The organism is Kitasatospora sp. NPDC059817 (genome assembly GCF_042731835.1).
Lineage (GTDB): Bacteria > Actinomycetota > Actinomycetes > Streptomycetales > Streptomycetaceae > Kitasatospora.
Genome location: NZ_JBHWIR010000203.1, coordinates 1 through 12,633, shown reverse-complemented (window position 1 = coordinate 12,633; position 12,633 = coordinate 1). Strand labels below are relative to the sequence as shown.

General features: G+C 74.5%; 10 protein-coding genes and 1 pseudogene. 3 read left to right on the top strand and 8 right to left on the bottom strand.

Going from position 1 to position 12,633, the window contains the following annotated elements; translation table 11 throughout:
- Both ACFV61_RS30250 and ACFV61_RS30245 read right to left on the bottom strand, forming a co-directional pair.
- A partial coding sequence (locus ACFV61_RS30250) for a molybdopterin-dependent oxidoreductase (RefSeq protein ID WP_380495065.1) occupies positions 1–2,722 on the bottom strand: 2,722 nt, incomplete at its 3' end.
- On the bottom strand, positions 2,719–3,618 hold the full coding sequence (locus ACFV61_RS30245; protein ID WP_380495063.1) for an FAD binding domain-containing protein: 900 nt from the start codon (positions 3,616–3,618) through the stop codon (positions 2,719–2,721). The genes ACFV61_RS30250 and ACFV61_RS30245, both read right to left, overlap by 4 nt.
- A gap of 504 nt (positions 3,619–4,122) precedes the next feature.
- Here ACFV61_RS30245 and ACFV61_RS30240 point away from each other — a divergent pair.
- Complete coding sequence (locus tag ACFV61_RS30240) at positions 4,123–4,575, top strand: hypothetical protein (protein WP_063346563.1); 453 nt, start codon at positions 4,123–4,125, stop codon at positions 4,573–4,575.
- 10 nt (positions 4,576–4,585) lie between these two features.
- On the opposite strand, the gene ACFV61_RS30235 is transcribed toward ACFV61_RS30240, so the two are convergent.
- From ACFV61_RS30235 to ACFV61_RS30215, 5 genes are all read right to left on the bottom strand, one after another.
- Positions 4,586–5,215, bottom strand: coding sequence for a hypothetical protein (locus ACFV61_RS30235; RefSeq protein ID WP_380495061.1), 630 nt, complete (start codon positions 5,213–5,215; stop codon positions 4,586–4,588).
- A gap of 140 nt (positions 5,216–5,355) precedes the next feature.
- Entirely contained in the window at positions 5,356–5,823 is a 468-nt protein-coding gene (locus ACFV61_RS30230) for a cupredoxin domain-containing protein (protein WP_380495059.1), read from the bottom strand.
- Positions 5,823–6,308, bottom strand: a complete 486-nt coding sequence (locus tag ACFV61_RS30225; RefSeq protein WP_380495057.1) for a hypothetical protein — start codon at positions 6,306–6,308, stop codon at positions 5,823–5,825. Before ACFV61_RS30225 ends, ACFV61_RS30230 begins: the two co-directional genes overlap by 1 nt.
- 367 nt (positions 6,309–6,675) lie before the next feature.
- Positions 6,676–7,623, bottom strand: a complete 948-nt coding sequence (locus tag ACFV61_RS30220; protein ID WP_380495055.1) for a hypothetical protein — start codon at positions 7,621–7,623, stop codon at positions 6,676–6,678.
- Positions 7,624–7,855: 232 nt separating this feature from the next.
- Positions 7,856–9,502 (bottom strand): purple acid phosphatase family protein, encoded by a 1,647-nt coding sequence (locus ACFV61_RS30215; protein WP_380495053.1) that lies wholly within the window; start codon positions 9,500–9,502, stop codon positions 7,856–7,858.
- 253 nt (positions 9,503–9,755) lie between these two features.
- Between ACFV61_RS30215 and ACFV61_RS30210 the strand changes: the two genes are divergently transcribed.
- On the top strand, positions 9,756–10,874 hold the full coding sequence (locus tag ACFV61_RS30210) for an NAD-dependent epimerase/dehydratase family protein (RefSeq protein ID WP_380495050.1): 1,119 nt from the start codon (positions 9,756–9,758) through the stop codon (positions 10,872–10,874).
- Between the two features lie 39 nt (positions 10,875–10,913).
- Positions 10,914–12,455, top strand: a complete 1,542-nt coding sequence (locus ACFV61_RS30205; RefSeq protein ID WP_380431070.1) for an AMP-binding protein — start codon at positions 10,914–10,916, stop codon at positions 12,453–12,455.
- Between the two features lie 47 nt (positions 12,456–12,502).
- On the opposite strand, the pseudogene ACFV61_RS30200 reads toward ACFV61_RS30205, so the two are convergent.
- A pseudogene (locus ACFV61_RS30200) lies at positions 12,503–12,633 on the bottom strand (two-component sensor histidine kinase); the annotation flags it as partial.

The following is a 12,633-nucleotide window of genomic DNA, read 5'->3' as shown; positions in this document are numbered from 1 at the left end:
CGGCGAGCGCCTGCCAGACCTGGTCGCGCAGGAACGGCGGGTCGGTGAAGCGGATGCCGGTGGCGTCGCGCAGGGCGTTGGCGAAGGCGGGGGCGACCGGGTTGAACGGGCTCTCGCTCATCGACTTGGCGCCGAGCGGGCCGATCGCGTCCGAGGTGGTCGAGAAGTGCACCTCGGTGCGCGGCACGTCGGCGTACGCGGGCAGGCGGTAGCGGCGGAAGGCGGCCGTGGTGACCTCGCCCCGGTCGTCCAGCAGCACCCGTTCGAACAGCGTCGCGCCGAGCGCCTGGGCGACCCCGCCCTCGACCTGCCCGCGGCACTGCATCGGGTTCATCACCCGCCCGGCGTCGGCGCCGTGCACGCTGCGCAGGATCCGGATCTCCCCGGTGTCCGGGTCGACGGCGAGGCGGAACCACTGCGAGTTGAACGCCACCGAGCGCGGCGAGCCGCCCCAGTGCCCGGTGCCGACGAGGTCGACGCCGCGTTCCCGCGCCGCCGCGTGCAGTTCCTTCAGCGGGATGCCGCGCCCGTCGCAGTCGACGGCCTCGGCGCCGAGCCGGACCAGGCTGCGCGGGGTCCGTGCGTACTCGGCGGCGAAGTCGGTCAGCCGTTCGGCGAGCGCGTTCGCGGCCCGCATCACCGCCTTGCCCGCGACCACCGTCCCCGCCGAGCCGAAGGCGCCGGTGTCGTGCCGGACGACGTCGGTGTCGGACTGCCGGATCGCGATCCGGTCGACGGTGGTGCCGAGCGCGCCCGCGGTGATCTGCTGGTGCACGGTGGTCGTGCCGTTGCCGAACTCGGCGGTCCCCACGGCGACGTCGTAACCGCCGTCCTCCAGCAGGGCGACGGCGGCGTCGGCGAAGTGCCCGCCGGGCGGGCCGGTGGCGATCATCGCCATGGCGAAGCCCTGCCCGACCAGCCAGCCCTCGGGGGCGTCCGCCGCGCTGCGGTCGTTCGCGAGCGCGTCGCGGACGACTTGCAGGCACTGGTCGAGGCCGTAGCTGGCGATGTGCAGGTCCTCCTCCTCGCCGCCGGGGCTGAGCAGGTGCTCGCCGGGGCCGATGACGTTGCGCTCGCGGAACTCCAGCGGGTCGATGCCCAGCCGGCGGGCCAGTTCGTCCATCGCCGACTCCACCGCGAAGGTCACCTGCCCGAGCCCGTAGCCCCGGAAGGCGCCGGCCGGCACGCAGTTGGTGTACACCGAGTACGCCTCGACCTTCTTGTGCGGCACCCGGTAGACGCCCATCGACTCGCCGACGCTGTGGAACATCACCGCCGGGCCGTGGTTGCCGTACGCGCCGGTGTTGGACACCACCCGGAAGCTGAGCGCCGTGAGCGTGCCGTCCGCCTTCGCGCCCGCCTTGACGGTGATCGTGAACGGGTGCCGGGTGGTGGCGCCGTAGAACTGCTCGGCCCGGGTGAACTCCAGCTTCACCGGCCGGCGCAGCCGCAGCGCCGCCAGCACCGCGATGTCCTCGGTCAGCATCTCCTGCTTTCCTCCGAAGCCGCCGCCGACCCGGCCCGCCACCACCCGGACCTCCTCCTCCGGCAGGTCGAACAGGGCGCAGAGCGCGCGCCGGGTGAGGAACGGCACCTGGGTGCTGGAGCGCACCACCAGCCGCTCGCCGGCGCCGTCCTCCCGCTCCTCGAAGGAGACGACGCAGCCGTGCGTCTCCAGGCTGGCGTGCTGCACCCGCTGGGTGCGGAAGGTCTCCTGGTAGACCGCGTCGGCCTCGGCGAAGCCCTGCTCCACGCTGCCGATCTCGCCGTGCACCTCGCCGCACACGTTGTTCTCCGGCCGGGCGATCCGGGCCTGCGGCCCCTTGGCGTGCAGCACCGGCGCGCCGGGCGCCATCGCCTCCTCCGGGTCCAGAACGTACGGGAGTTGCTCGTACTCGACGGCGATCCGGCGGCAGCCCTCCTCGGCGGCCGCCTCGCTGTCGGCGACCACCGCGGCGACCCGCTGGCCGACGAAGCGGACCACGTCGTCCAGCAGCCGGGTGTCGTCCGGATCCTCGGTCGGGTGCTCGTGCCGGGCCGAGGAGTACAGCCGCTCGGGCGCGTCGTGGTGGGTGAACACCGCGTGCACGCCGGGCACGCGCAGCGCGGCCGCGGTGTCGATGGCGACGATCCGGGCGTGCGGGTGCGGGGAGCGCAGCAGCTTCAGGTGCAGCAGCCCCGGCACCTCCACGTCGAAGGTGTAGCGGGCGGTGCCGGTGACGACCTGCGGCCCGGAGGGCGCGCCGAGGCTGCGGCCGACGGCGCGGCCGGCCTCGGGCTCCTCGGTGTGCCGGACACCGCGGATCGCGTCCTCGATCGCCCGGTAGCCGGTGCAGCGGCACAGGTTGCCCTTCAACGACCTGGGGAGGTCGGTGAGTTGCTCCTCATCGAGGGCACTGGCGGTCATCAGGAAGCCGGCCGTGCAGAAGCCGCACTGGAAGCCCTGGGCGTCCAGGAACCGCTGCTGCATCGGGTGCAGTTCGCCGTCCTTGGCCAGGCCCTCCACCGTGGTGACGCACCGCCCCTCGGCGCGCGCCGCCGGGTAGAGGCAGCTGTGCACCGGGGTGCCGTCCACCTGCACGGTGCAGGCGCCGCAGTCGCCGGCGTCGCAGCCCTTCTTCACCCCGAACCAGCCGCGCTCGCGCAGGTAGGTGCGCAGGCACTGGCCCGGGCGGGGCTCGGCGTCGAAGTCCCGTTCGTTGACGCGGATCGAGAAGCTCATGCGGCGGCCTCCTCGGCCAGGCCCGGTCCAACCAGATCCGGGCCGGCCAGGCCCGGTCCGGCCGTACTCGGCGGGGCCGGCCGGGCGGGGTCCAGTTCACGGCGGATCTGCTCGGCGAACCGGAAGGTCAGGTGCCGCCGCCAGGCGGGCAGCCCGTGGATGTCGTCGACGTACTCCTCGGACCGGATGCCGCCTCGGACCGCCTCCTCGACGGCGGCCGCGTTCGGCCCCGGCGGGAACCAGAGCCGGATCGGGCGGACGGTGGCGGCGGTGACGGTGATGGTCAGCGAACCGTCCACCGGGTCGAGGGTGCCGATCAGCAGCACGCCGGAGCGGCCCAGCCCGTACAGCGAGGCCTGGCGGAACGCCGTCCGGGCCGCCAGCGCCCGGCCCGGCAGGGTGATCGAGCGCAGCAGCTCACCCGGCCGCAGGTCCTTGACGCCGGCGCCGGTGACGAACTCCGCCACCGGGACGCGGCGTTGCTCCCCCGACGGGGCCCGCAGCAGGCAGACTCCGTCCAGGGCGGCGGTCAGCGAGATCATCGGACCGGCGGGCAGGCCGTTGCACAGGTTGCCGCCGACGGTGGCCATGTTCCAGATCTTCCAGGAGGCCAGGAACGCCCGGCAGCACTGCTCGAACAGCGGCGCCGCCGTCCAGGCGGCGGGCTTGGGGTGGCGGGAGAGCTGGGCGACCGTGCAGGTCGCGGCGATCTCCAGGCCGCCGTCCGGGGTCGGGGTGAGCGGCTCCCAGCCCATCCGGCCGAGGTCGATCAGCCGGCGGATGTACGGCTGCGGCTCGGAGAACAGGTACGTCCCGCCGCCGAGCCAGGCGTCCCCGGGCCGCCAGGTGCCGCCCCGGCGGGCGTCGCACAGCTCGGCCACCGTGTTCAGATCCATGTCGCTCCATCGCCCCTGGCCGGTCCCGTTCCTTCGGTACGGCGATTGAAGCGGCGGCGACCGGTCGGGCACGAGTGGGCCCGCACACCAGCCGCACCCGGCCCCACCTGGTCGATCCTCCAACGGCGGGCCCTCGCACCGGCGCCAACTTCGACAAGGGTGTCGAAGTTGGCGTGAGGGCCGGGCTATGCTGTCCCGAAGTCCGAGGATGACCCCCCCTTGCCCCGTCGACGAACGCACCAGCATGGCGCGCCCGACCGGAAGGAGGCGAGACGCATGGACAGCAGCAGTGCGGGCCGCACCACCCGCCCCCACCCCCGCATGCCCCGGTCCGCCTCCGGCAGACGGTGAGCACGGTCGAGACGGTGAACACACCCGTCGCGCACGCTTTCTGACGCGACGTCAAGTTTTCCTGACGCCACGTCACCCACGTCGGCCCTGCCGCCACCGCCGTCCACGGCCCCTTCACCCGCCCCGGTCTTCCCCGCCGAGGAGAGGTATCCCATGACGACGTCCCGGCCCTACCCGCGCCCCGCCGAAGCCGCGGTGCTGCTCACCGTCCTCGCCCTCCTCGTCGCCGAGGAACTCGCCCTCGGCCTGGCCGAGGAGGAGGACCGCCCGGTCATCAACGCCATCCTGATCGGCGCCTCCGGCTCCGGCCTCCTGGCGGTCGGCGCGGTGCTGCTCGGGCGCTGGCTCGACACCCGCCGCCCGCTCCCGTTACCCCCGCCCGGCCCCAACGGCCGCGAGTACAGCGCCCGCGCCCTCGAAGACTTCCCGATGGACGCCGTGCGCCCGCTCCTGCTCGCCCACCAGGCCCCGCAGCTGGGCCAGTTGTACTCCGCCTGGATGCTCGCCCGGGCCGGCCGCCCGGCCCCGTGGATCGCCCGCCGACTCGGCATCCCGCTCGACGCCGCCCACCTCCTCGTCGACGCCGCCCGCACCCGCCACGACTGAGCCGGCGGCGTCAGCGGCGCCGGCCGGGCGCCCCCGCGCCCGCCTGCGCCAGCAGGAACGGCACCAGGCCGCGCTCCGCCAGCGCCGACCGCCAGGCGTCCCGCGCCAGCCCCAGCTCCCCCAGGACGCCGGCCTCCCCGCCGGACTCCGCCGACCTCGACCGCGAGGCCGCGCCCACCAGCCCCAGTCCGCCCACCAGCAGGCTCACCGCGGCCACCCCGGCCGCCACCCACCCGGCGCCCACCAGCGCGTGCCCCAGCACCTCGGCGTCGTCCGCCAGCCCCAGCGCGTACCCGAGCAGCAGGAGGATCGCGGCCGCCACCCCGGCGATGATCGGCACGATCACCCCCAGCACCCCCCACCACCCGGACACCCGCTGCCGCCCCGGCTCGTCCACCGGCAGCCGCGCCACCGCGTCCTGGTCCGCCCGCAGCGCCGCGTACCGCTCGTACTCGGGCGCCGCCGCCGCCAGCACGAACTCCGCGTTCTCCCGGGCGCACCGCCGCAACCGCTCCACCCCCGGCCCCTCGTCCCCCACCGCCCGCAGGGCCGCCCGCACCTGCGACCCGGCCAGCGCCCTCCCCAGCTCCGTCTCGAAATCGGCCCGATCCTGCTGCGGCAGTCGAAGCGGCCTGTCCATGCCGTGCCCCCGTTCACTGTTCTCCATGTTCTACAGAACTGTAGAACATGGCAGCGGATAGCAGCAGCCCCGTTCACCTGTGGGCTTGCGATTCAGGAGCAGCCGCACCCGGCGCCCACGCGGCCGACGGACCGGTCGACTCAGGACACCGTCAGGATCCCCCGCATGAAGTGGTGGAGGGTGCACAGGTACGAGGAGGCGCCCGGCCGGGCCGGCGCGGTGAAGGTCGCGGACGCGCCCGGGGCGATGGTGCCGGTGTCGAAACTGCGGTCCTGGGCGGTGAGGGTGTGGTCGACGGTGTCGGCGTTGCGGACCGTGACGACGGCGCCCGGGCGGACGGTGAAGTTCGCCGGCTCGAACACGAAGTCCCTGATGGCCACCGCCCCCGGGGCGGGAGCGGTGGCCGAGGACGGCGAGGCGGCCGGGGCAGCCGGAGTCGCCGGGGTCGCCGGGGTCGCCGAAACGGACCCGGTCGGCCCCGGGCCTGAAGCCGAGCCCGAATCCGGGCCTGCGTCCTGGCCTGCGTCCGGGCCGCCCACGCTGACGGTGCAGGCGGCGAGGGCGGTGCCGAGGAGCACGGCGGCCACGGCCCGGGCCCGCGACCGCATCAGGAACTGAAGAGCGGGACCCGCCGGGCGTCCGAGGACGCGGGCGGGGTGGCGCCGAGGTCGGAGACCGTGGCGATCAGGACGGCGTCCGCGCCCGGGATCCAGTTGACCGTCTTGGACTGGACGACGAGCTGCCGCTGCCGCGCCGTCCCGTCGCAGATCACGTCCGCCTCGGCCGTCCGGCTGGAGCCGAAGGCCGTCGAGGAGGTGTCCTCCGGGTCCCGCTGCTCGACCGAGACGGTGAGCGACCGGGCCTCCTCCGCGACCCCGCAGACGTACTCGACGTCGACCCGGACCCGGCCGGGGACCTTCGAGTCGATCCGGGCCTCACCGAGAGTGACGCCCGTGGGGGCCGCGTCCCCGTCCCGCACCCGGGCCGGAGCGGCCGCCGAAGCCGCGGCCGGCGCCGGGTCGGCGGCCAGGGCCGGTACCGTGAGCCCGCCGAGGGCCGTGGTGAGGGCCGTCACAATGATCCACCGCTGCACTGCCAACCTCCCATAACTGAAACCGTGTTGCGGCCGACGCTAACCGCCCCGCCAGTGGCCCGCGCGCCGGGGCGGGCACCCGTCGCACGGACAGCCCAGCCACGACGGCGACCCGCCGTCACCAACGGCCCAACCCGCCGCCCGACCGCCCGTCACCACCGGACCGGCCCGCCGCGACGACCCTCCGTCACCACCCGCCCCGCATGGACCAGCGCCCGCTCGGCCGCCCTCCCCAGGGCCGCCTGAACGGACGAAGGGCCCGCCGCGCGGTACGCGCGACGGGCCCGGGGTGGCGCAGTGTTCGGGGTTCAGGCCACGGCGAGCTCAGGACACGGCGAGCTCACGGCACGGCGAACTCAGGGCACGCTCAGGACGCGGCGAGCCAGGCGGCCGGGCCGCCGACCTGGGTCCAGTTGGTGCCGCCCAGCCACTTGAAGACGCCGCTGCGGTCCGGGCTGAGCCCGTACACGGTGCCGGCGCCGTCGATGCTGAACTCCGCGCCGGGGCCGCCGATCCGCGACCAGCTGTTGGGCGCCCCGCCGTAGCGGAAGACGTCGCCACTGGTCGGGTCGGTGGCCAGCAGGGTGCGGCCGCCGCCGGCCACGATGCTGCCGGCCGGGCCACCGGCCTGGGTCCAGGTGGCGCCGCCCTGCCACTGGAACACGCCACCGCGGTCCGGGGTGAGCCCGTACACACCGCCCGCGTCGTCGACGGCGAACTGGGCGCCGGGGCCGCCGATCCGCGACCAGCTGTTGGGCGCCCCGCCGTAGCGGAAGACGTCACCGCTGGTGGGGTTGGTGGCGATCAGGGTGTTGCCGCCGGCGACGATGCTGCCGGCCGGACCTCCGATCTGGGTCCAGTTGGTACCGCCCTGCCACTGGTACACGCCGCTGCGGTCCGGGCTGAGCCCGAAGACGTGTCCGCCGCCGTCCACGGCGAACTGGGCACCCGGACCGCCGATCCTCGTCCAGTTGTCGGGGCTCCAGTTGTACACGTAGAGGTCGCCGGTGGCCGGGCTGGTGGCGACCAGACCGCCACCGCCGGAGACGATGGTGGCGGCCGGGCCGCCGACCTGGGTCCAGGTGGCGCCGTTCCAGTTGAAGACGGCGCCGCGATCGGGGGCGAGCGCGAAGAGGGCGGTCGAGACCGCGATCGGGGCACTCGGCCGCGCGACGGACGCGGCCGCGCTCACCGGTGCGAGTGCGACGGCGGACGCGGTGGTGGCCTGGGCCGGGACCGCCAGCAGCGGGGCGGCTCCGAAGGCGAGCGCCAGGCCGGTGAGGAGGAGTTTGCGGGTCGTGGCACGGAGGTGCATCGCTTCCGACCTTCTGATGGTTTGGGAGTGCGAGTGGCACGTGCTGTTGATCCGAGCGGCTGATCCGAACTGCCTGCAATAGACATGGACATGCCATACGCCAGTCTTGCCTACTGCTCCACGGCCTGTCCTACGACGAACTGCGGATTGTCCGCCGCACCCGGGTGCGGTACAAGGCACCCCCGGGCCCGCCGCGCCCTCCACGCGGCGGGCCCTGCAAGGACGCGAGGCGCTACCGGCGCCCGGCGCCGACCTCGGAGCCGGTGCGCTCGCCCTCGCCCTGGTCCTCGCTCCAGTCCTCGCCCTGTTCGTCGCTCCGGTCGTCGTTCCGGTCCCGGTCGCCCCAGCCGTCGCTGCGGTCGCGGTACAGGGTGAAGCGGTCGAAGAGCACCGGCGTCGGGAACGGGTTGGCCGCGGTGGCGGACGGGGAGTGGTAGTAGCTGACGGTGATGGTGGTGCGGCCGCCCGGCACCGGCCCGGGGTCGACGTCGAAGACCGCGACGCCGTACGGGAAGGCGGTGTCCGGGTCGGTGACCGCGGACCAGTGGGCCTGCTCCTTCGCGTCCGGGTCGGCCTTGAAGGTGAGCCGCTGGGTGCGCACGGAGGCCTGGCGGACGCCGTCCGCGTCGGCGGGCAGGTAGACGTCGTCGTGGCCGGCGGTGCCGCCGCCGCCGAGGATCAGGTGGACGGTGCCCTGCGAGGTGTCGATCCGACGCAGGTCGTCGTCGGCGACGGCCGGGGTGAGCAGGCCGCCCGGCGCGGTGCCGCGGACGGGGTGGGTGCGCTCGTAGTCGTGGTCGTGCCCGGCCAGGACGAGGTCGACGGAGTAACGGTCGAGCAGCGGCAGCAGCTTCTCGCGGATGCCCATGTCGCCGCCGTGGCTGGCGGCCGAGGAGGACATCGCGAACTGGTGCAGGTTGACGACGACCCAGTCCACCGCGCGGCCGCGCCGGGCGCGCGCCAAGGTGCGTTCCAGCCAGCGGAGTTGGGCGCCCTCGCTGTAGTCGCTGATGTAGATGGACTGGCCGGTGGCCGGGTCGAGGCTGGCGTCGTCCTCGACGGCGATCTCGTTGCCGTCGAGGCTCACGAACAGCACCGAACCGACCTGGAAGCTGTACCAGTTGCCGCAGTAGTCGCGGGTGCCGTTGTCGGGCAGTTCGAAGCGCGTCAGGTAGGAGGCGTAGCCGAGGTCCCCGCCGCCGGCCTCGACCTCGTGGTTACCGGGCGCGGGCATCCAGGGCCGGCCGGCGGCCGACTTGGCGAGGTTGTTCATGAACGCGTTCCAGCACTGCGGCTGGCGCTGCGGGTTGTTGTTGGCGTACGCGAGGTCGCCGTTGAGCAGGTGGAACAGCGGCGCGAACTGCTCGACCTGGCGGACGGCGGCGGCGCCGTGGATCGAGGACTTGCTGAACACGTTGTCGCCGGTGCCGAGATCGCCGAAGCTGGTGAAACGGAACGCGGCCCGGCCGCGCGCGGGCGCGGTGCGGAAGGTGCCGCGCACCGGGCCGGAGCCGTCGTGCAGCACCTCGTAGACGTACGTGGTGTCGGGCCGCAGGCCGTCCAGGCGGACGTGGTGGGTGTACGTCTCGACCTTGTTGAGCCCGTCGACGTAGGTGCGGGTCTCGGCGTCCACGGTGTGGCCGGCGCCGCCGCGCGGGGTGCCGATCCGCACCCGGGGGCGGCGCACGGTGGCGGCCGTCGCCCAGGAGACGGTCATCTCGCGGGACGGCTCGTTGCCCCACTGGAGGTGGATCTGCTCCGGTCCGGGGGTGCCCGCCAGGGCCGGCTGCGTCCAGAGGAGGGTGGACGCGGGCAGCGCGGCCAGCGCACCGGCCGCGGTACCCGTCCGAAGGACCGTTCTGCGCGAGGGATGTGACACTGTCGCCTCCAAGGCTCCGGGAAACGCCCAGGAGAGTCCCAGCCGAACCGGGCGCCCGGGCCACCGGCGAAGGTTCTTCCGGCGAACGCCAGTTGAACGCCGGCTCGGATCGGGCGGCGATCAACCGTGACACCGGCCAGGCCGGTCACACCAGTTACGCCTGTCACGCCGGTTACGCCGGGAGGATTACCGATCCCTGACAGCCGGTCCGTCCACGCCCGATCCGCCGCCCCGCGCGGCTAGCGTCGGCGGCATGGAGATTCTGGTCACCGGCGGAGCCGGGTTCATCGGGTCGGCCGTGGTCCGCGCGCTGGTCGCGGCCGGGCACGGGGTGCGGGTGCTGGACGCACTGCTGCCCGCCGTCCACCCCCCGGGGCGGGCCCCCGAACTGCCCGGGGGCGTGGCCTTCGAGCAGGGGGACGTCCGGGACGCCGCCGCCGTGCAGCGGGCGCTGGCCGGGGTGGACGCGGTCTGCCACCAGGCGGCGATGGTCGGCCTCGGGCTGGACCTCGACGACGCCCCCGCCTACGCGGGCTGCAACGACCTCGGCACGGCCGTCCTGCTCGCCGCGATGGCCCGCAGCGGCGTCCGCCGCCTCGTCCTGGCCGGCTCGATGGTGGTGTACGGGGAGGGCCGCTACCGCTGCCCCGCGCACGGCGACGTCGCCCCGGGCCCGCGCCGCCCGGCCGACCTGGAGGCCGGGCGCTTCGAACCGCCCTGCCCGGCCTGCGGCCGCGCCCTGAGCCCCGGCCTGGTCGCCGAGGACGCCCCGGCCGACCCGCGCAGCGTGTACGCGGCCACCAAACTCGCCCAGGAGCACCTGGCCTCCGTGTGGGCCCGGGCCTGCCAGGGCGCCGTCCTGACGCTCCGCTACCACAACGTGTACGGGCCGGACATGCCGCGCGACACCCCGTACGCGGGGGTCGCCTCGCTGTTCCGCTCGGCGCTGGCCCGGGGCGAGGCCCCCCGGGTGTTCGAGGACGGCGGCCAGCGCCGGGACTTCGTCCACGTCGAGGACGTCGCCGCGGCCAACCTCGCCGCGCTGGAGGCCCTTGCCGCCCGCGCGCCGGGCAGTTTCCGCGCCTACAACGTGGGCAGCGGCGAGGTCCGCACGATCGGCGAGCTGGCCGGGGCGCTGGCGGCGGCGTACGGCGGCCCGGCACCGCTGGTGACCGGCGAGTACCGCCTGGGCGACGTCCGGCACATCACCGCCGACTCCTCCCGGCTGCGCGCCGAACTCGGCTGGCGCCCGCAGGTGCCGTTCTCCGCCGGGATGGCCGAGTTCGCGGCGGCGCCGCGGTCCGGCGCCGCACCTGACTGCCCGTCCGATGTCGGCCGGAACTCGCCGGTGAAGAGCGGAGGATGGGGCTAGCCTGGCGGCATGGTTGCAAACTACAAGGGAGATGTGGCCGTGAACGACCAGGAATTCGTCAGCGCACCCGCCCTGATCCTCCGGTCCCTCTCCGCCGACCCCGGCCGGCGGGCCATCGTCACCGCCGACGGCGTCGAGATCACCGCCGGCGACTTCGCCGCCGCCACCTACCGCCTCGCCCACGAGCTCATCGCCCGGGGCGTCACCCGCGGGGACACCGTCACCCTCCTCACCGGCAACACCGCCGAGGCACTCGGCGCCCGCTACGCCGCGGGCCTCGCAGGTGCGCGGGTGGTCACCCTGTACGACGGTATGAGCACCCCCGTCCTGGCCGAGGTCGCGGCAAGCGTCGACGCCGCCGTCCTCCTCGTGGACGCCGAACGGTACGCGGAGGCCGCCGAGTTGCTGCCCCTGATCGACGTGCCGACCGTCCTGCGCCTCGGCGCCGGACCAGCGACCGTCGGCGAGGACGTGATCGCCGCCGCCGCGAACCGCCCCGCCGAGCCGCCCGCCGTCCGGATCGGCCCGGACGACGACCTCGGCATCCGCCACACCGGCGGTACCACCGGAATCCCGAAGGGCATCGTCAGCCTGCACGGCCCCTACCGCGGCGTCTTCGACACCTCGTTCGGCTCCGCCGGCACGGCCGACGAGGCGCCCCGCTTCCTCGCCGCCACCTCGCTCGCCCACCTCGCCGGGATCTTCTCCGACCTGACGCTCCACCACGGCGGCACGGTGGTCCTCCAGCGCACCTTCGACCCCGGCGAGGTCCTGGCCGCCGTCGAGCGCGAGCGCATCACCAGCCTCTGGGCGCTGCCGCCGCTGCTCTACCAGCTGCTCGACCACCCGGCGATCGGCCGCACCGACCTGTCCAGCCTCCGGCAGATCATGTACGGGGGCTGCGCCGCCTCGCCGACCCGGATCCGCGAGGCGCTCAAGGTGTTCGGGCCGGTCCTGGTGGGCATCTACGGGATGTCCGAGGCGCAGCTGATCTCCTTCCTCACCCCGGAGGGGCACGACCGGATCGCACAGGGCGGCCAGGTCTCGGTCGGCCGGCCCCTCCCGGGCGTCGACGTGGAGATCCGCGCCGAGGACGGCACCGGGCTGCCGACCGGAGAGCAGGGCGAGGTCCACATCCGATCGGCCGGACTCATGGCCGGGTACTGGAAGCGGCCCGACCTGACCGCCGAGGTGCTGCGCGACGGCTGGCTGAACTCCGGCGACGTCGGCTACTTCGACGCGGACGGCTACCTCTACCTGGCCGACCGGGTCAAGGACCTGATCATCGTGGTCGGCGGGCACGTCTACCCGTCCGAGGTGGAGGACCTCCTCCTCACCCACCCGGCGATCGCCCGCTGCGCGGTCTTCGGCGTGCGCGACGCGCAGGAGGCGGAGCACGTCCACGTCGCCGTCGTTCCCGCTCCGGGGCAGCAGCCCGAGTTGGCGGACGTCCAGGCGTTCGTCACGGCCCGCAAGGGTCGGATCTACGCGCCGGAGGCCCTGCACCTCGTGGACGAGATCCCGCTGACGTCGGTCGGCAAGCCGGACAAGAAGCGGCTGCGCGAGGCCGTGGCCGAGTAGGCCGAGTAGGCCGCGCGCTCGAAACGCGGACCCCGGGACCTGCCTCGTCATTCCCTCCGGGCGCGCGGCGCGGGCAGGGCGATCTCGAAGCAGCAGCCCCCGGCGACGTTGCGCACCTCCGCCCGCCCGGCGTGCGCCTCGACGATGCCGCGCACGATGGCGAGCCCGAGCCCGGCAC

Excerpts from the sequence above, each read along its gene's own strand:
- ACFV61_RS30230 (WP_380495059.1), bottom strand. The coding sequence starts at position 5,823 with ATGCGGTCGCGGGCCCGGGCCGTGGCCGCCGTGCTCCTCGGCACCGCC.
- ACFV61_RS30220 (WP_380495055.1), bottom strand. The coding sequence starts at position 7,623 with ATGCACCTCCGTGCCACGACCCGCAAACTCCTCCTCACCGGCCTGGCG.
- ACFV61_RS30240 (WP_063346563.1), top strand. The coding sequence starts at position 4,123 with ATGACGACGTCCCGGCCCTACCCGCGCCCCGCCGAAGCCGCGGTGCTG.
- ACFV61_RS30210 (WP_380495050.1), top strand. The coding sequence starts at position 9,756 with ATGGAGATTCTGGTCACCGGCGGAGCCGGGTTCATCGGGTCGGCCGTG.
- ACFV61_RS30235 (WP_380495061.1), bottom strand. The coding sequence starts at position 5,215 with ATGGACAGGCCGCTTCGACTGCCGCAGCAGGATCGGGCCGATTTCGAG.
- ACFV61_RS30245 (WP_380495063.1), bottom strand. The coding sequence starts at position 3,618 with ATGGATCTGAACACGGTGGCCGAGCTGTGCGACGCCCGCCGGGGCGGC.